We start from the raw sequence: 18,404 nt of genomic DNA, 5'->3' as shown, positions 1-18,404 counted from the left end.
TACCGGGATGAGTGCCCCTCCCGTGGATTAAGAGGCCACGTACCCGGACCGCTACGCAAGACGGCATGAAACGGCTGCGGGCGCGATTTGCCGCACAGCCGTATAACTTTCCGCTCGACCGCATAGTAGAGGTATGGCCAGGAGCGAGGACTATTTATATACTATGCTCTCCGCGACGATGTTCGGCGAGCCCTGGGCCACGTAGATCTTGCCGGTGACCTGCATGCGGGTATGCAGCTTCGATTCCGGCGGAAGCGGCGCGGTGTCGCTGACCTCCACCCTCACCGCATGTACCCCGTCTTTGAGCAGGAAGCAGGCTGAGCAGTAGCCGACGGCATAATCGCCCTCCGTGGTCACGATGACGCTGTCGAACGCCTCCGGGTCCCTGGCTATCTCCTCCACCGTCACCTGTTTCGCGTCCGGGTCAACAAGGTCTGCCGTCTGCGCCGCTCCCGACGAGCCGCCACAGCCGCTCGCCACCAGCCCCGACAGTACCAGCACTGTCACGGCCAGCGGCAACAAGGTTCTCTTCATGCGTACCTCCCCGTATCACGTGATCTCATGCGGCCGCCCACCTACATGTTCATGGGCTCCTCTTCGGCCTCCTGTGTCGCGTTGGGATGGTAGATGACCACACCGGACTCCTCGTAGGACCCGATCATCTCCTGCCCGGATTCTCCAACCAGGAACTCCGCCAGTCTCTGCGCTCCCTCCACATTCATCTCGGCCTCGGGGAACAGCGCGGGATCGATGACCACCAGCGAATACTGGTTCATGAGCATGGTGCACCCCTCGACCAGCTTGGCAAGGTCCAGGCTGTCCTTGTTCTCCAGCCAGGTGGACATGTCGCAGACGGTGTAGGCCTGCTGCCCGTCGGCCACGGCCAGGGTGGCCTCCATGTCCTCGCCGGTCCTGGTGAACCAGGCCTGTCCTTCCGGATTGACGCCGCACTTGTTCCAGTAGCCCATGACCTTGGCGTCCAGGTCGGACCCATCACCGCAACATACGAAGTCCGCGCCTGCCGTGCCGATCTTCTTGCACGATTTACCGGGACAGTCGAGGCCCTTGATCTGTGCCGGGTCGCTCTCGGGCCCGACCACGATGAAGTCGCTGTAGAAGACGTCCGATGCTGAGAGCGCATACTCCTGTTTCATCCACTCGTCCAGGGCCATCTTGTTGCTCACCAGAAGGGCGTCGGCCTCACCCCGGGCTCCCGCCTCCAGCACTTCCCTGCTGCTGCCGAAGGTCTTCGTCTCCACCTTGATGCCGTAGTCCTCCTCGAACTGCTCGACCAGCATCCCGTACAGCGGGGACGAGGCCGTCTCGCCCGTGGTCGCTACGGTCACCGTGGCCGTGCCGCATCCGGTGACCAGGATGCCGGTCGCTATCAATGCGACCAGCAGGACCTCCGCCGCTATTCGCTTCATTAACCCCATAACTGCCATGCTTTCAGCACCCCTTTCTCATATAGACTCTACTGCGATTCCGATCACGCTCCAGGCCGCCGCGACGGCATGACTGCCTGCGCGACGGCCTGAGCACATTACCCTCTCATATGTTCCTCATGGATTGGTGACCGCGTTCGATACGATCGGCGCGGAGTCGTTGTCCATGACCGGGAACTCGGGCACTGCGCTGCCCACCCTGTTCCTGGCCGTCAAGCGGTAGTACCTTGTCCCGGTCCAGATGCTGGTATCGGTATAGGTAGTGCTGTCCGCTGCGACTGAGGTCAGCACGTTCCACGGTCCGGTGGCGGACTCTCCCCACTCGATGAGGAACTCGCTCTCCACCTCCGAGTTGTCCGTCCAGGACAGGTCAACCGCTGGAGACGTGCCCGTGGCGGTCAGGCCCGATGGGTCCTGGGGTTTGAGCACGAAGCCCATGGCGTGCATCATATCCATCTCTTCGTGGGAAAGGAGGTGGCAGTGGAGCACGAACTCCCAGCCGAAGTTGACGAACTGGTTGGCGATGACGCCGCCGGCCCCGTAGGCGGTCACCGGGTTGCCGTTGGGATCGAAGTACCCACCCGGTCCCCCGGTCAACAGGGCACCTTCCGGTTTGGTCGGGTCCATGAGGCGTACACTGTTGGGCAGCTCGAAGGGCAGGCCGACCGGGGTCACCGGCCGCATGGCTACGATGGTGTCCTCCAGCGGGTTGACCCGCACCGTCTCCTTCCAACCCAGCTCGTTAGGGTCTGGTCCCCTCGTCTGATTGTCCCAGGCGACGCGGTTGATTATCTGCACGTCGTATTTGTGGAAGTGGATGGTGTGGGTGTCAACGCCGTTATGGGTGATCTTCCAGATCTGGGTCCCGTCGCCCAGCGTGGTCTTGGCGCCCTGGGTCACGCTGTCCAGGTGCATGTCCACGGGCGGGGAGATGAACGGGTAGAGCACGAATCCCCGGTTCTGCGGGGTGACTACCCCCACCTGGAGTCCCAGGAAACCGCTCATACGGCCGTATTCCTTGTCGTAGGCCTCGCCCATCTCGTCCTGGATGGCCTTGGGCTCGAACGGTATGGTTATGCCCGTGGCCACGGCAGTCGCTCCCGTGCCCCCGCCACCGCTCAAGGTGACGGTGGGAGCGGAGACGTAGCCGTCGCCGGCAGCGGTCAGCAACAGGCCTGTTACCTGCCCGGAGCCCACTACGGCCGTGGCCAGCGCACCCGCTCCGCCGCCGCCAGTGATGGTCACCGTCGGCGCGGAAGTGTAGTCGCTGCCCGGGTTGGTCAGGTTTATCGCCGTCAGCGAGTAGGGGACTATGGCGGCTGCCGCGGCGGCGCCACTGCCGTCTCCGCCCACCAGGGCCACGGTAGGCGCCGAGGTGTAGGCGCTGCCGGTGTCCAACAGCACGACCCCGGTTACCTGGTTCAGACCCACCACGGCCGTGCCCGCGCCTCCGGTGCCGCCTTCGCCGCCCGTGAAAGTGACGGTGGGCGGATCGGGGTCATAGCCGCTGCCGCCGTTGGTGATGGTAACGCCGGTGATGAAGCCGGCTCCGTCTATGGTAGCGATGCCCTCGGCGCCGGTGCCGCTGCCGCCCGTGAAAGTAACATCGGGCGGGACGGTATAGCCACCGCTGCCGGGGTCGGTAATGGTGACGCCGGTTACGCCGGAAATCTGCGCTTCCGCGGTTGCGCCGGTGCCGCCTCCGCCCGAGAAGACCACGCTGGGCGCGACGGTGTAGCCGCTGCCCGGGGCCGTCACGGTCACTCCGGCGACCGGGCTCCCGTCCATGACCGCTTCCGCCGTGGCTCCGCTGCCTCCTCCGCCCGCGATGGTGACTGCCGGGATCGATGTATAACCGGCACCGCCATTATCCAGGGTGACGCTCGTCAGGCCCGATATCGACGCCGTCGCTGTGGCGCCGGCGCCTCCCCCGCCCGCGATACTCACGGCAGGAGCCGAGGTATAGCCGTTACCGCCATTGGTGACCTGCAGCCCCGGCAGGGGTCCGTTGAAGAAGGTCATCTCGGTGTCGTATATCTGGCCCCAGTGATCCGGGAAAGCAGCGTTATAGGCCGAGTCGTAGGCGGATTGCGGCACGATGATCTCGTCCTGGGAGGCCGCGAAGGCGCCTTCCCGCACATCAGTGGACCTGAAGGCATTGAAGAGCCTGTCGACGTTGTAAGCGGGAGGCGCCGGGTTGGCGGCCACCTTTATCTGCATGATGGTCCTGGTGTTGGGGCCATAGCCAGGCTGGGTGCCGGGCGAGCCGCCCGTATCCGTCAGGTCCGGGGCCCCGGTGTAGTAGTCATAACGGGGGTCCAGGGCAGGGAAAGGCGCGGGCGAATCGTTGTAGAGTATGAGCGTCTGACCCGCGAACTGGGAGAAGTCGACTACGACATCGGCTCTCTCCGCCGGCCCCAGGATGAGGTTACCGCCGTCCACGTTGCCGGCGTTGAAGGTCGTCGGGTCCCGGTTCCAGGTGACCGGCTGGTTGGGGAGCACCACCGGCGCCGGGAGGAATCCGCCCTCGGTGCCGATCTGGATCATCTCCGGCCCCTTGGTGGCCGGGTCTGGAACACCGCCCTCCCGGCCGTCCGTCGGCCATGTCTCCGGATAGTCCGGGTTAAACGCGGCGGGGACCATCTTCACCTCTCCGGCACCCCCGTCGTTGAGGGTCCCGTCCTCCCGCCACATTTCGTTGTTGGATACCGCCTTATAAAGTTGCAGGTTCCAGAAACGGTCGTTGGCGGCGTTGAGGATGCGGAAGCGGTAAGCCTGGGGCTCCACCTCCAACACCGGGTAGGCGGTGCCGTTTACCACAGGGGTGTCCATGAAGGCCTCCATGACCATGGACGGCAGGGGCGTACCGGGTATCTCCGGCGGCTGCCACGGCGCGTTGACGGGATCATAGTATGGATTGGGCTGCGGCCCCTGCACCAGCGCCGTGGTGGGTGGCCAGAACCACGGGCCGTAGTGCCAGCGGGCCATGGCGTTCATGCCGCCGGGGTCGGCCGGGTTCTGGTTGGGCATGTACACGTGGGGCAGCCAGAGGTTGCCCATGCCGCCCCAGATGGCCTTGTCCCAGGTGGGGTCCTGGGCGGTCAGCTGGGCGTCGTCGGGCACGAAGGTCTTGTCCTGGATGACCAGGGGGATCTCCTCGGAGGGGATGATCCCGTTGGCGATGAGGGACTGCTCCACCGCGTCCCGGATGATATAGGGCGCCGCCTCACCCACGTAGACGTTGAGGCGGGTTATGCCCACGGCATGGTCGTGGTAGAAGAGCAGCCTGCTGCTCTGCTGGTTGGTGTAGTAATAAGTGGCCGCGCCGTCGCCTGGGTCCGGCATGTCGGGTACGTTGCGCTGGCTCTCACCCCGGTCGTAGTCCGGGTCGTCCGTCTCCCCCGCCGGGGTTATCCACTGGAAGGGGGTGCCATCGCTGATCCACGGCGTGTTGCCGCCGTGCAGGTGGACGGCGGCGCGGTTCTGCGAGTACTCCACGTTGGGGTCGGGACCCATCCCGGCACCCATCAGGGTTGTGTCTGTGGGCACGAAGAGGTCTCCGCCTTCCCCCGTGGGCAGGTTGTTGGTGAACTTGAGGCGCACCGGGCGGTCCCGCTCGGCGACGATTATGGGGCCGAGGTAATGGAACTGGCTCACCGTCGGGTCGGTGGTGTTGGTCTGCCGGTAGCCGCGCAGCTGGGTGGGGGGCAGGTCGGAGTGGAGCTGCTCGTAGTACTCGCCCAGCTCGATCTCGTAGTAGTCCGACCCGGGGTAGGTGGTCGTGTCTGGCACGGCCACCGGGATGTACTGGCCGAGGTTGTTGGAGTTCTCCTCCCCCAGGCCCGGCAGGGTGTCCACGAACTTCCTCATGCCGGTCCCCGGCACCACGGTCATGCTCGGCTCGGCGATATTCACCGCCAGGCCCACTGTGTCGTGGCCGCCGGTCCATTTGCCGCCGTAGTTGAAGTACATGGGGCGCTCCGCCACGATATACTGGCCGTTGGTGCACTCCACACGGGCGCTGAAGTCGTGGGCGCCGTCGTCGCCGGTGCCCAGTTTCGCCCTGGGGTTGACGGTGACGCGGGTGCTGTTCTTGACCGTGAACGAATCGGTGTCCGTGTTCCCGTCGCCCTTCATGTAGGTGATGGTCACGTCGGCGTCGATGAGGCCGGGGTTCTGGATGCAGATATAGGGGTCGAAATCCGGCCGGGCCGTTCCCTCGGCGAAGAAGAAGATGGCGGCGGGAAGAGGAGCTCCGACCACGTTGTGCCCGCCGCTCCACATCCCCCGGTAGTTGAAGTACATAGGGCGCTCCACCACGATCTGCTGGTTGTTGGTGCACTCCACCCGGGCGCTGAAGTCGTGGGCGCCGTCGTCGCCCGTCCCCAGCTTGTCCCGGGGCGAGATGGTGACACGGGTGTTCTTGGTCACGGTGAGCGGGAGTTCTACGATGGTGCTGTCACCCGTCATGTAGGTCACGGTGACCTCGGCGTCGGCGTCGCTCGGGTTCTGGATACAGATGTAGGGGTCGAAATCCGGCCTGGTGGTACCCTCCGCGAAGTAGAAGGTGGTCGAGGTGCCGGTGGCGCCGACGACGTTATGCCCGCCTGTCCACTTGCCGCCGTAGTTGAAGTACATGGGGCGCTCGGCCACGATGAGCTGGCCGTTGGTGCATTCCACTTTGGCGCTGAAGTCGTGGGCGTCGTCGTCGCCGGTGCCGAGCACCGTCTTCGGGTTCACCGTCGCACGCGAATGCATGGGAACGATCAAATGTTCCGTGTCCGTGGTGGCGTCGCCCCTCATGTAGGTTATGGTCACGTCGGCATCGGCGTCGCCTGGGTTCTGGATGCAGATGTAAGGGTCGAAGTTTGGGCGCGTGGTGCCCTCCGCGAAGTAGAAGACAGGGGCCGGAGCGGTGGCGCCGATGACGTCGTGTCCGCCGGTCCATCCACCGTAGTAGTCGAAATACATGGGGCGCTCGGCCACGATGTACTGGCCGTTGGTGCACTCCACCTTGGCGCTGAAGTCGTGGGCGCCGTCGTCGCCCGTGCCGAGGGTGGCGCGGGGCGAGACGGTGGCGCGCGAGTCCGCGGGCACGGTAAGCTGCATGGTGTCCGTGGTGGCGTCGCCCTTCATGTAGGTGATGGTCACGTCGGCATCGGCGTCGCCTGGGTTCTGGATGCAGATGTAAGGGTCGAAGTTGGGGCGCGTGGTGCCCTCCGCGAAGTAGAAGGTGTTCGTGCCCGGGGGATTGGGGACGGGCGTGGGCAGCAGCTCTGGCAGTGGGCTGAGGGCGTAGTTCGGCGTCGAGCCGAAGTAGTCCGGTATATCACCCGGCCCCGGCTGCGCCAGCTGGGTCTCGATGGTCCCGGCCTCCAGGCCGGCAGCCTTGGCCCTGGCGGCGGCGGCCTCCCGGTCCTCCTGGTTCATGTCCTTCTTGCCTTCGGGCCAGGAGCCTTTGCCCCAGCCGCCCTCCACCTGGGCGGCTACATCACCGGGGCCTCGCGCCCCTGAAGCCATCCGTGACGGCAGCGTGCTGCCTCCGACCAGAAAAGCCACCAGCAGCAAAAGAGCGACAACGGATGCGAACCGACCCCTCATTACGCCTACCTCCATTAATGACGATCCAGATACACGATCTTCCTGCCTATTTTTTAGGAATTCCCCCTGCGGGACGCTTTAAACCATTTTTCCCTTGATGACCGTCAACCCCCTCTGGCCGTGAGCCATGTACTTGTTTAATCCAGCCTGCGCGTGGCAATAAAGTGTAACGAGAGTCGCGAGCGCGAAGGCTGTCCGATCTTGCGGAATCAACGGATGGTAAGGGTTCGGCATGAGGCTGGTTAACCTGGCATGGAAGAACCTCCAGAGGCACCGGGTACGCACCGTCCTCACGGTCATGGGGATCGTCGTATCCGCCATGACCCTGTTCGCGATACTCTCCTTCAACAGCGGATACGATAAGGCGCTCAACGAGGAGATGACCTCGTCGGGGGCCCATCTCTACATCTCCATGGAGGGCTGCCCCATGCAGGCGGCGTCCCTGGTCCTGCACGGCGGAGAGATACCCACCTACCTGGACCAGCTCCTGCTCACCTACGCGCAGGCCATCCCCGAGGTGCGGGCGGCGGGGGGGATGCTCATCTCAACGGTGATCTCGGGCGGGAAGGCTGACCTCTTCTACGGCATCACCGACGAGATCAGGGAACTGAAGCCGAAGTGGGAACTGGAGGGGTCGTGGTTCGAGGGCCCCGACTCGGTCATCCTCGGCTATGACCTGGCGAAGGACTTCGGCAAGCAACCGGGTGACACCATGTTCATCGAGAGCCTGGACCGGGAGTTCCAGGTAAGCGGCACCCTCAGGAAGAACGGCAGTGAGGACGACGGCTTCTATTTCCTGCCCCTGGCGACGGCGCAGGAGATATTCGCGCGCCCTTCTCAGCTGACCATCATCGCGGTGCAGCTCAAAGACACCTCGTATCTGCGTGATGTCCAGACCCAACTGGAGAAACGGGGCGCCTACGTGGTCCCCTCCACCGACATAACCGAGCTGATAAGCGACACCATGGGGGGCACCAAGTCGATGCTGCTTGTGATCGTGGTCATCGTGCTCCTCGTCGCCGGCCTGTTCATATTCAACACCATCCTCATGGCGACCTTCGAGCGCAACCAGGAGTTCGGCTTCCTGCGCTGTGTCGGTGCCCACAAGAAGCATATCTTCGGGCTTATCGCCATAGAGACCATGCTCATCTGCGCCGCGGGAGCGCTTCTGGGGGTCACCGCCGGCTACTTCCTCTCCTTCGCCATAGACGGTTGGATACGCGGTTTCCTGGCCTACGCTCCAGCCGGCCAGATACTGCGACCCGACCTGGCGGGGATGCTCCTGACCCTGGGCGTCGTCTTCGTGGTGGGAGCCTTGGCGGGACTCTATCCCGGCTACCGGGCTTCACGGGTCTCACCCATAGAGGCGGTGCACAATGAATGACATCGTCGTGATCGCGGACGCGGTGAGGACGTACCCGCGCGGCGTTGAGGAAATCCGCGCCATAGACGGTGTGGACCTGAGTATAGAGCGGGGGGACTTCGTGGCGGTGGTGGGGCGTTCCGGTTCCGGCAAGACCACTCTGCTCAACCTCATCGGATGCGTGGACCTGCCGACGGAAGGCAAGGTCACCGTACACGGCGTGGAGACGGGGAACCTGCCGGATAAAGCGCTCGCCACCATCCGATCCACCACCATCGGCTTCGTCTTCCAGCAGTTCTTCCTCATCCCCACCCTCACGGCGCTGGAAAACGTGATGGTCCCCGGGAGGTTCCGCGCCGGCGGGAACGGCGACCTCAAGACCAGGGCCAGGGAGCTGCTGGATATGGTGGGGCTGGCCGATCGCGTAGACCACCTGCCCCACGAACTCTCCGGGGGAGAGATGCAGCGGGTAGCCCTGGCCCGGGCGCTCATCAACGATCCCGCGATCCTGCTTGCTGACGAACCCACCGGCAACCTGGACACCAGGAGCGCGCAGCAGATAGCGGAGATCTTCGAGGAGTTGAACGCGCGGGGGCTTACCATAGTCGTGGTCACCCACAGCCCCGAGCTCACCGGCAATGCCCGCAGGGTCCTGCAGTTGCAGGATGGCAAGTTCGTCGCGGACGAACGGATGAAACCCGTGCCGGTCCGGGAAGCGCAGCGCCCTGGGGAAGACGAACCCGAGCCCCTCACGGTCCCCAGGTACATGCCCTCGTCCCTGAAGAGGAGGAACTGGGGATCACCCGCCGCGGCGGCGGCCATGGTCCTGTTGGGGGCGCTCACCCTCACGACCGCTTTCATGCCCTTCATCGGGAAGTTCAGCGGCATCGACCTCATGGAACGCGGTTTTTTCGCCGTCGAATTCTACGTGGACAACTATCTCACCCGGATCATCGCCTCCGAGCCGGCGACCATCCTGACCGGGCTGTGGCCGCTGGTTCTCGGGTTGCTGCTCGCCGCGGCGGGCGTTCTCTTCCTCTTCAACCTGCAGAGGATCGGCCGCTGGTCTGCCCTGGCAATCGGGGTGTGCGCAACCGCGGTCGCCGCTGTTGACATCCTAATGATCCAGAACCGCCTGGGAGAGGGCGTCGCGGTGGAATACGGCCTGTGGGTGCTCCTCGGCGCCGGGATCGCCACCGTCGTCCTCGCAGCGATGCTCTTCGTGCTGGCCCGGTACGGGAACCGGGGCACGGCCGGCCGTGAGGCCACGGCGGAAACAACGGCTTAAGGCCACGCCGTCGCAGTCCGGAAAAAGGGCCGGATCATGCCCCAGCCTTCCACCGTACACGGGGAAACAAGACATGAAAGGGGCCGGCCTGGATGACCGGCCCTGTGGTTCCGTCTCTCGACGGCCTATTCGCTTCCGCTGAGCCTGCCGATGTAGATGAGCACTTCCCCACCTTCGTCGGTGACGGTCACCGTCACCACCGACTCGTCCGAAAGGTCCACCATCCAGGTCGCCTCGCCGGTCGCCGTGTCGGTGATGAGGGGGTCACCCAGCTCATCGGTGTAGAAACCCACCACGTCATCGAAGCTGTCTCCCGTGGTGAACTCGCCGCCGGCGGTGGTGAAGTCGCCTTCCTCTCCGCTGGCCGAGACCACGCCGCCGCTGCCCGGCACGTACTCCGCATCGGGGTAGATGGGGGCCCCGAGGTCGTCCTCGCTGGGGGCCTTATCCGAGACGTCATAGCTGATGTCGCCCTCATCGGTCTCGTAGGTGATCTCGCCCCCGTCTTCCTCCACCGTCACGTCGCCGAAGGGGGTCTCGACGGTCTTCTTGTCACCACATCCAGTGGCAAAGATAAGGCCGGCGACCAACCCCAACAGCATCAACAACACCAGGGTCTTCTTCAACTGCCTCCCTCCTTCTCGCTCTTCGCGGCTCGGTCCCGCGGGCCGGTCCCGCGGCCGTCCAATACTATAACATTTTCAGCCTACCTACAGCATGACGGCGGGCGGCGAGAATGTCCAATCCGGGTCACTGCCCGCCCGGGTCCCCATCAGCCCTTCAGCCTTGCCCCGACGTCCCTGCCGAAGGACCTTGCCGCCTCCTCCCCGTCCTCCAGCAGGGGCCCCCTCATGCCGCCCACGGCGTTGTCGAAGGGCTCGGCCAGGGGCTTCAGCCCCCGCGCCGCCAGCTCGGCGTGGATGTCCTTGGCCGCGGACGGCTGGCCTTTCTCGCAGGTCGTCTCCATGCAGGTCCCGAAGGCCGCGAAGGGCTTCCCCTTCCAGCTCTCGCCCAGGTTCTTCTTGATGAACTTCTTCACCGGCCCGCTGTTCCTCCCGGCCCGGGTGGGTGAGCCGACGACCACGAAGGCGAGGTCTCCCTCGAGGTCTTTGCTCTGCTTGGCGTTTATCAGCACCACCTCGTGACCGGCCTCCTGCAGTCCCTGCTGCACCGCTCTCGCCGTCTTCTCGTTGTTTCCGTACCTGCTGTAGTAGACCACCGCCCCTTTCACGACCAGCTCCTTTCCGTGATCGGCTGACAAGTTCGCTGCGACCGTCCTTCACTTGTTATCATCTTATTTCCCCACCCGCCCGTGGCCTAACCTCGGCCTAATCCTCTCCCATGACTACCAGGTTTTCCGAAACGCCGTCTGGGACCGTTCCCGACGAGGTTGCCTGGTGATGCCGAATAGCGCGGAAACGTATCACGCTTGCTAGCCAGGCAGACAGATCAGCGCTGTCAATCAATATGTAACAGGAAAACAGGGCCTTGCGGCCCTGTTTATGCTGGTGGAGCCGATGGGACTTGAACCCACGACCTCTACCATGCCAAGGTAGCGCTCTCCCAGGCTGAGCTACGGCCCCATAAACATACCTCATGCAGTATAAGTACTGCGAAATCCAGCGTCAAACGCGGGGGTGAGCGGCGGCAGCCTTTCCGGTGGGATTCTCACCCAGATTCGGCGAAACCGGGGGCGCTGTCCTCCCATTCCACCAGGGGGGCGTCCTTCCACAGCCTCTCTATCTCGTAGTATTCCCGCTCCTCCTGGCGGAAGATGTGCACCACGACATCGATGTAGTCGAGCAGCACCCAACGCCGGTGCTGCACGCCCTCCCGGCGGACCGGCTTGACGCCCATCGCGGCCAGATGCTCCTCCACCGCCTCCTGTATGCTCTTCACCTGCCTGTCGGTGTTGCCGCTGCAGATGATGAAGTAGTCCGTGATGATCAGGACATCCCTCATGTCCAGGACCAGGATATCGTGGGCTTTCTTGTCCGAGGCGGCCCTTGCCGCCGCTATGGCCGTCTCTTTGCTTTCCGCTGCCGTACACCTCCCTGGCTCCAGTTTCCCGTTCCGTATCGAGGCCCGCGCCTCCTACTATAGATTATCACACCGCGAGGTCCCTGCCCGCGATGAGGATGATCTCCGGGCCAGGTCCCGGTTCCGAGACCACGTCCGTCACCGTCAGCAGCACCCCCAGGTAGCGCGCGAAGGCCTCGGCCCTGGGGTCCACGCTGCGGTAGATTATCGTGCTGACCTCGTGGGTGAAATCGTTGATCTCCTCACCGTCTACGGTGACTTTGGCGTTGCCTCCCGTACCGGCCACCGGAACGCCAAGCGAGTTCAGGCGGTCCCCCACCTTCTTTCCCAGGTCGGGGACACCGCAGCCGTTCAGGACCTCCACCGCCGGCACCGCCTTGATGGCCAGTGCCCCCCCGTCCAGCCCGGCGAAGGCCTGCAGCATCGAGGCGATATAGTCACTGTCCCCCGTGGCCGAACCGGTGCCGGGGTCCAGGAGGTAGCCGTCACCCAGGGAGGAGAGCATCCCTCCCAGCTCTTCCAGGCCGTACGGTTGGAGAGCGTAGAAGAACTCCGGCAGGTAGGTCCCGGCCCTCTCTCCGCGCGCGTCGAAAGCCGCCCAGGTATCGGACCGGTCGGTGGCCATGAGGTAGAAGAGCAGGCGGTCGGCGTCCTTCACCTCCTGCCCCGCGACGAGGAAGTTGGTCTCGCCGTTGACGGGGTTTACGAACACCGTGTTCTCCGCCAGGACCGCGGCGGGGGGTCCCAGCCCCTGCAAGAGCCTAACAGCCTCCCAGAATTCAACCAGCAGCAGGTAATCCACCTCCGTTCCCGCTATGTTGCTCACGGTGGAGCGCAGGAGGTCCTCACCCCCCTCTTCCCGCAGGGTTCGCGCGAGGTCGACCTGCTGGCCGGAGGCGTTGTAGGCGACCGAACTCTCGGGTACGAGGTACGCCTCACCGCCGCCCGTGTCGCGGTCGTAGGTGTACAGCATGAGGTAGATGAGCTCTCTTTCCGCCTGCGCCCCGGTGCCGGTGTAGACGCCCAGGAGAACGCTCACCTCGCCCTCGAACTCACCGGCGCTCTGGGGATCGGTAAAGAAGAGGTACTCCGGGGCGTCCTCCTCGCCGTCATCGGGGGAAGCGAAGCGATCGCCGATCCAGGAGCCGGCCTCTCTGGCCACGTTGATGTAGGGGATGTCCAGGATGGCCCCGACCGCGAGCACGCACAGCGCCAGGAGGACCACCACCAGCAGGACGCGCCTCTTCTTCCGGGCCTCCTTCTGGTGCCGCTTGTTCAGACGCGAGAGCTTCTCCTTCTCGGACAGCGGGGCCTTGCCCTCCACGCCTGCGCCGTTCTCCTCTTCCACTTTCTTCCTGCTCAAAGATAGAACCCGTTCTTTTCGATGAACCTCGCTACGCCCTCGGGGACCAAGTAGGTGATGGCCCTGCCTTCCTTCACCCTGCTCCTGATATCGGTGGAGGAGATGGCCAGGGCGGGTATCTCCATCACCAGCACCCTGGGGTCGGTGGCGTGCCGCTCCTTCTCTGCCTCGGGGAGGGATTCCTCGAGCCTCTTGAGGTCGTAGCCGGGGCGGGTGGCGGCGATGAAGGTGGCCTCCCGCAGCACCTTCTCCGGCTCCTTCCAGGTGAGGATCTCGAGGATGGCGTCGGCGCCGGTGATGAAGAACACCTCCGTGTTCCTGCCGTATACGCGGTGCATCTCGCGCACGGTATCTATGGTGTAGGAGGGGCCGACGCGGTCGATCTCCAGGCGCGAGACCTTGAAATGCGGGTTGGTCGCGGTGGCGATGACCGCCATGAGGTAGCGGTCCTCCGGGTCCAGGCTCTCGCGGTCAGTCTTGTGGGGCGGATGGCCGCTGGGCACGAAGAGCACCTGGTCGAGGCGGAACTGCCTCCAGGCCTCCTCCGCGGTGACCAGGTGCCCGTTATGGATGGGGTCGAAGGTGCCCCCCATCACCCCGATACGCTTCAGTCTCAACCTGCCCATCTCAGGACCTCACCTGTCCGTCGCCGTAGATGATGAACTTGGTGGAGGTGAGTTCGCGCAGGCTCATGGGGCCACGGGCGTGCAGTTTCTGGGTGGAGATGCCGATCTCCGCCCCCAGCCCGAACTGGCCGCCGTCGGTGAAACGCGTGGAGGCGTTGACGTAGACGTCGGCGGAATCCACCCTGGCGGTAAAGCGGCGCGCCGCCTCCAGGTCCGCGGTGACGATGGCCTCCGAGTGCCTGGAGCCGTAGGTGTTGATATGGTCTATGGCGTCGTCCAGGGACGGCACCACCCGCACGGCCAGGACGAGGTCCAGGTACTCCTCGTACCAGTCGTCCTCCGTCGCGGCCTCCGCCACGGGCAGGATCTCGCGCGTGCGCTCGCATCCGCGCAGACGTACACCACGCTCCGTAAGGGCCTGCGCGGCGCTGGGCAGGAACTCGGCGGCCACCGCCTCGTGCACCAGCATGGTCTCCATGGCGTTGCATACCCCGGGCCTCTGCGTCTTGGCGTTGAGCACGATCCTCTCGGCCATCCCCAGGTCGGCCGAGGCGTCCACGTAGGTGTGGCAGTTCCCCACCCCGGTCTCGATGACCGGCACGGTGCTCTCCTCGACCACGGTGCGGATGAGGCCCGCCCCGCCGCGCGGGATGAGCACGTCCACGCAGCCGCGCAGGCGCATGAGCTCCCTGGCCGACTCGCGGTCGGTGAGCGGGATGAGCTGGATGCTGCCGGCGGGCAGCCCGGCGCCCTCCGCCGCCCCCGCGATGACCTCGGCGAGCAGGCGATTGGAGTTGATCGCCGAGGAGCTGCCGCGCAGGATGACAGCGTTGCCGGACTTCAAGCACAGGCCGGCGGCGTCTACGGTCACGTTGGGGCGCGCCTCGTAGATGATGCCCACCACGCCCAGGGGGACCCGGACCTTGCGGACCTCCAGGCCGTTGGGAAGGTTCCAGCCCTCAACGATCTCCCCCACCGGGTCGGTGAGGGCGGCCACTTCCCGCAGTCCCCGGGCCATCTCCTCCACCCTCTTCCCGGTTAGGGTGAGGCGGTCCAGGAGGGTGCCCGAGATGCCGCTCTCCTGCCCTGCCCGGCGGTCTTCTTCGTTTGCGGCCAGGATCTCCGGCGTATGGGAGGTCAACGCGGCGGCCATCTCCTCCAGGCCACGGTTCTTACGCTCCGCCGTCGCCACGGCCAGCTCGCGCGCGGCCTTCACCGCCCTGGCTCCAAGCTCCTCCACTACGCTCATGCTGACCTCCGTCCTCTTTACATATCTATCTTAGGTGTGCGGCGCCGATTTCCTGCCGTCCCCGACCTACGGTTCTTCCTTCTCCACGATGACCAGGTAGTCGCGGTGGATGACCTCCTCACCGCGTTCGTCCCCCAGCAGGCGTGCCGCATCCCTGCTGCGCAGCCCCTTCACGCCGTCGAGCTCCCGCGCCGAGAGGCCGCACAGGCCACGCGCCACCCTTTTTCCGCCCTCGTCGATAACCTCGACGGCGTCGCCGGGAGCGAAGTTCCCTTTGCACTCGACCACCCCCGCCGGGAGCAGGCTCTTGCCCCCGTGTAGTATGGCATCGCGGGCCCCGGCATCGATGACGACGGTGCCGCGGGGCCTGGCCCCAAAGGCTATCCAGTGCTTCTGGTCGCGCAGCCTCTTCTTGCTGGGGTGGAAGAAAGTCCCGACCAGCCTCCCCCCGATGATGGCGGAGAGCACCCCGGGATCGCGTCCGCGGGCTATGACCACGCCGATGCCGGAGGCGGTAGCGATACGGGCCGCCTCCAGCTTGGCGCTCATGCCTCCCGATGAGTGCTCCTCGACGGCCCTGCCGGCCGCGGCGATCATCTCCGGGGTTATCCTCTCAACCTCGTGGATGAGGCGGGCCGCGTTGTCCTTCTTGGGGTCGGCGGTGAAGAGGCCCTTGATGTCCGAGAGCATGATGAGCAGGTCGGCCTCGGTGAGCACCGCGACCAGGGCGGCCAGGCGGTCGTTGTCGCCGAAGCGGATCTCCTCCACCGCCACGGTGTCGTTCTCGTTGACCAGCGGCACCACCCCCTGTTCCAGCAGGCGCCGGAAGGCATTGCGAGCGTTGAGGTACTGCTGGCGGTGGGCGAAATCGTACTGCGTGAACAGCACCTGCCCCACCAGGATGCCGCGCTCGGCGAAGAAGCTGCTGTAGAGGTGCAGCAGCTCTCCCTGTCCCACCGAGGAGGCCGCCTGCAGGGAGGGGATGTCCTGGGGGCGCTCCGGCAGCCCCAGCAGCTCCACCCCCGCGGCGATGGCCCCCGAGGAGACCAGTATCACCTCGAGCCCCGCGGCGCGCAGGGAGGCCACCTGCTCCACCAGGTCCTCCATGTGCGAGCGGTCCAGGCGACCCGCGGCGTCACTGAGGGTGTAAGTGCCCACCTTAACCACCACGCGCCTGGCGTCGATATACCTTTTCCTGGGGCTCAACTGCCGCTCCTGTCCACCACCGTCTTCCCTCTCCTCACATTCTATAACGTGCCTCATGGCTCGGGCAGGAAATCGAAGACGTAGTCCCCGATTATCACCGTGTCGCCCTCCTGCGCGCCCTGCCTGGCCAGCTCGTCCTCGACCCCCATCCTCTTCAGCCGCCCCTGCACGTAGGCGAGGGCCTGGGGGTTGCTGATATCCAGGGCGCGCAGGAGCTGCTCTACCCGGTCCCCCAGCACATGGAACCCCTCTTCCTCGCGCACTACCTGGAAGCCGCGCTCCCGCACGGGATCGAAAGTATAGAGGGTCCTCTCTTCGGGGATCCCGGGTACCTCCTCGCCGCGCGCCGCCTCCACCATCTCCGCAATCCTCCATATCAGGCCGGAGACCCCTTCCCCGGTGACGGCAGAGATGGCAAAGAAATCCCATCCCCGCGCGGCAGCCGCCGCCCTGGCCTCCTCCACATACAGGTCATCGGCGACGTCGGTCTTGTTGGCCGCCACCACCTGGGGGCGCTGCAGCAGGCGCGGACTGTAGGAAGACAGCTCCTCGAGCAGGACCTGGAGGGCTTGCGCCGGAGGCCTCTCCGCGGCCTGGGAGACGTCCAGGAGGTGGAGGAGGACGACCGTCCTCTCCACGTGGCGCAGGAACCTCAGGCCCAGCCCCTTGCCCTCGTGGGCGCCCTCGATGAGCCCCGGCAGGTCGGAGATGACGAAGCTGACGTCCTCGCCGGGACGCACTACGCCAAGCACCGGCTCCAGGGTGGTGAAAGGGTAGTCGGCAATGCGCGGCCTGGCAGCCGAGATGCGCGAGATAAGCGTCGACTTGCCCACGTTGGGAAATCCTACCACTCCCACGTCGGCGAGGAGCTTCAGCTCGAGCCTTATTCTTCTTTCCTCTCCCGGCTCCCCCCTCTCGGAGAAGTCCGGCGCGCGCCGTGCCGGCGTGGTAAAGGAGGCGTTGCCCCGTCCTCCCCTGCCCCCCCGCGCCACAACCGCCTCCTTGCCGGCGCGCGAGAGGTCGGCCAGCATCACGCCGTTTTCGTCCCTGGCCTGTGTCCCCACCGGTACCGCCAGCACGAGGTCCTTTCCCGCCGCCCCGTGACAGTTGTTGCTGGCCCCGCTCCCTCCCCGCTCGGCGCGGAAATGGCGTCGCCGGGTATATTCGACAAGGGTGTTTACGCTCTCGGAGGCGCGCAAGACCACCGAGCCCCCCCTGGCCCCGTCCCCCCCATCGGGGCCCCCCAGGGGGCGGAACTTCTCGCGGTGGAAGCTGGCACAGCCGCTTCCTCCGTCGCCGCCGCGTACGAATATCTCCACCTCGTCGATGAACATGCTCTCTCTCCCGGCGTGCCAGTCGCCTGGCCAACTCCAAGAGGCCAGGCCTGATACCCGTCTATCTTCCCGTGTCAGTCTCCCGGCCGATTTCCGGGCCTGACCCCCAGGCCCGGCCGAAAATAAAAGTCCCGGCCGTGCCGGGACCACGTCGATGCCATGACCGCGGCGGAACAGCGCCACTATTCCGCCGGAAGAACGCTCACAAACTGCCTGTCGCCACTTCTGTGATACTTCACGTAACCGTCAACTTTCGCGAAGAGGGTGTAGTCCCTCCCCACCCCGACGTTCTCACCGGGCTTTACCTTGGTCCCCCGTTGCCGCACGAGGATGGAGCCTCCGGTTACGTACTGGCCGCCGAAGCTCTTGGCCCCCAGCCGCTTGGAATGGCTGTCCCGTCCGTTGCGGGAACTGCCGACGCCTTTTTTGCTGGACATCTCTACACCACCTCTTCCGCGACGCTCACTCGGTCCCGGCCTCCGCCTCCGTCTCGCCCTTGTCCTTTTTCGACCGGCCGGCACGTGGGCCGCCACTGATCTTGTCCACCCGCACCTCCGTAAAGAGCTGGCGGTGGCCCTGCTTGCGATGATAACCCTTCTTGGGCTTGTACTTGAAGACGATGACCTTTCTCCCCTTGCCCTGGCGGACCACGGTGCCCTCGACCTTGACCTTCTCGGCCTCCGGTCCCGCCACAACCTTGCCCTCGTTGCTGGCGAGGATCACGCGGTCGAAGACGACCTTATCGCCCTCGTCCAGGTCGAGCTTCTCGACCCGGATTAGCGTTCCCTTCTCCACGCGGTACTGTTTACCGCCCGTCTCTATCACTGCGTACATGCCTACCTCCACGGCTATTTTATCACAGCTAAATACACTAACACGGCCAAAAACC

General features: G+C 65.1%; 15 protein-coding genes and 1 tRNA gene. 2 read left to right on the top strand and 14 right to left on the bottom strand.

What is annotated here, in order from left to right; all coding sequences use genetic code 11:
* Positions 1–150: 150 nt before the first annotated feature.
* The 3 genes from AB1384_01285 to AB1384_01275 form a co-directional block, all read right to left on the bottom strand.
* On the bottom strand, positions 151–534 hold the full coding sequence (locus tag AB1384_01285) for a hypothetical protein (protein ID MEW6552905.1): 384 nt from the start codon (positions 532–534) through the stop codon (positions 151–153).
* A 41-nt stretch (positions 535–575) separates the two neighbouring features.
* The gene (locus AB1384_01280; protein ID MEW6552904.1) at positions 576–1,427 is read right to left on the bottom strand and encodes a substrate-binding domain-containing protein; all 852 of its coding nucleotides are present in this window, start codon (positions 1,425–1,427) and stop codon (positions 576–578) included.
* A gap of 135 nt (positions 1,428–1,562) precedes the next feature.
* Positions 1,563–7,046: a multicopper oxidase domain-containing protein gene (locus tag AB1384_01275; protein ID MEW6552903.1), complete on the bottom strand. Its 5,484-nt coding sequence runs from the start codon at positions 7,044–7,046 to the stop codon at positions 1,563–1,565.
* Positions 7,047–7,278: 232 nt separating this feature from the next.
* Between AB1384_01275 and AB1384_01270 the strand changes: the two genes are divergently transcribed.
* Together AB1384_01270 and AB1384_01265 are read left to right on the top strand one after the other, a co-directional pair.
* A complete protein-coding gene (locus tag AB1384_01270) occupies positions 7,279–8,430 on the top strand; it encodes an ABC transporter permease (protein MEW6552902.1) in 1,152 nt (383 codons plus the stop codon).
* The gene (locus AB1384_01265; GenBank protein MEW6552901.1) at positions 8,423–9,697 is read left to right on the top strand and encodes an ABC transporter ATP-binding protein; all 1,275 of its coding nucleotides are present in this window, start codon (positions 8,423–8,425) and stop codon (positions 9,695–9,697) included. Before AB1384_01270 ends, AB1384_01265 begins: the two co-directional genes overlap by 8 nt.
* Before the next feature lie 125 nt (positions 9,698–9,822).
* On the opposite strand, the gene AB1384_01260 is transcribed toward AB1384_01265, so the two are convergent.
* The 11 genes from AB1384_01260 to rplU all read right to left on the bottom strand — a co-directional run bounded on the left by AB1384_01260 (position 9,823) and on the right by rplU (position 18,349).
* Positions 9,823–10,323 carry a hypothetical protein gene (locus tag AB1384_01260; GenBank protein ID MEW6552900.1) on the bottom strand — a complete coding sequence of 167 codons (501 nt, stop codon included), beginning with the start codon at positions 10,321–10,323 and terminating at the stop codon, positions 9,823–9,825.
* 146 nt (positions 10,324–10,469) lie between these two features.
* Complete coding sequence (locus AB1384_01255; GenBank protein ID MEW6552899.1) at positions 10,470–10,928, bottom strand: flavodoxin family protein; 459 nt, start codon at positions 10,926–10,928, stop codon at positions 10,470–10,472.
* A 275-nt stretch (positions 10,929–11,203) separates the two neighbouring features.
* A tRNA-Ala gene (locus tag AB1384_01250) sits at positions 11,204–11,280 on the bottom strand.
* A gap of 85 nt (positions 11,281–11,365) precedes the next feature.
* Positions 11,366–11,716: a ribosome silencing factor gene (gene rsfS, locus AB1384_01245; GenBank protein ID MEW6552898.1), complete on the bottom strand. Its 351-nt coding sequence runs from the start codon at positions 11,714–11,716 to the stop codon at positions 11,366–11,368.
* A gap of 88 nt (positions 11,717–11,804) precedes the next feature.
* Positions 11,805–13,100, bottom strand: coding sequence for a LytR C-terminal domain-containing protein (locus tag AB1384_01240; GenBank protein MEW6552897.1), 1,296 nt, complete (start codon positions 13,098–13,100; stop codon positions 11,805–11,807).
* Positions 13,097–13,726 carry a nicotinate-nucleotide adenylyltransferase gene (nadD, locus tag AB1384_01235; protein MEW6552896.1) on the bottom strand — a complete coding sequence of 210 codons (630 nt, stop codon included), beginning with the start codon at positions 13,724–13,726 and terminating at the stop codon, positions 13,097–13,099. The genes AB1384_01240 and nadD overlap by 4 nt, the downstream gene beginning before the upstream one ends.
* A gap of 1 nt (position 13,727) precedes the next feature.
* Positions 13,728–14,975: a glutamate-5-semialdehyde dehydrogenase gene (locus AB1384_01230; GenBank protein MEW6552895.1), complete on the bottom strand. Its 1,248-nt coding sequence runs from the start codon at positions 14,973–14,975 to the stop codon at positions 13,728–13,730.
* A 66-nt stretch (positions 14,976–15,041) separates the two neighbouring features.
* The gene (proB, locus tag AB1384_01225; GenBank protein ID MEW6552894.1) at positions 15,042–16,181 is read right to left on the bottom strand and encodes a glutamate 5-kinase; all 1,140 of its coding nucleotides are present in this window, start codon (positions 16,179–16,181) and stop codon (positions 15,042–15,044) included.
* Positions 16,182–16,234: 53 nt separating this feature from the next.
* Entirely contained in the window at positions 16,235–17,515 is a 1,281-nt protein-coding gene (gene obgE / locus AB1384_01220) for a GTPase ObgE (GenBank protein ID MEW6552893.1), read from the bottom strand.
* A 182-nt stretch (positions 17,516–17,697) separates the two neighbouring features.
* Complete coding sequence (gene rpmA / locus AB1384_01215) at positions 17,698–17,952, bottom strand: 50S ribosomal protein L27 (GenBank protein MEW6552892.1); 255 nt, start codon at positions 17,950–17,952, stop codon at positions 17,698–17,700.
* 25 nt (positions 17,953–17,977) lie between these two features.
* The gene (gene rplU / locus AB1384_01210; protein MEW6552891.1) at positions 17,978–18,349 is read right to left on the bottom strand and encodes a 50S ribosomal protein L21; all 372 of its coding nucleotides are present in this window, start codon (positions 18,347–18,349) and stop codon (positions 17,978–17,980) included.
* Positions 18,350–18,404 lie beyond the last annotated feature (55 nt).

The organism is Actinomycetota bacterium, assembly GCA_040757835.1.
GTDB lineage: Bacteria > Actinomycetota > Geothermincolia > Geothermincolales > RBG-13-55-18 > SURF-21.
Note: the sequence above shows the minus strand (reverse complement) of the source record. Positions and strands in the feature narration are given on the sequence as shown.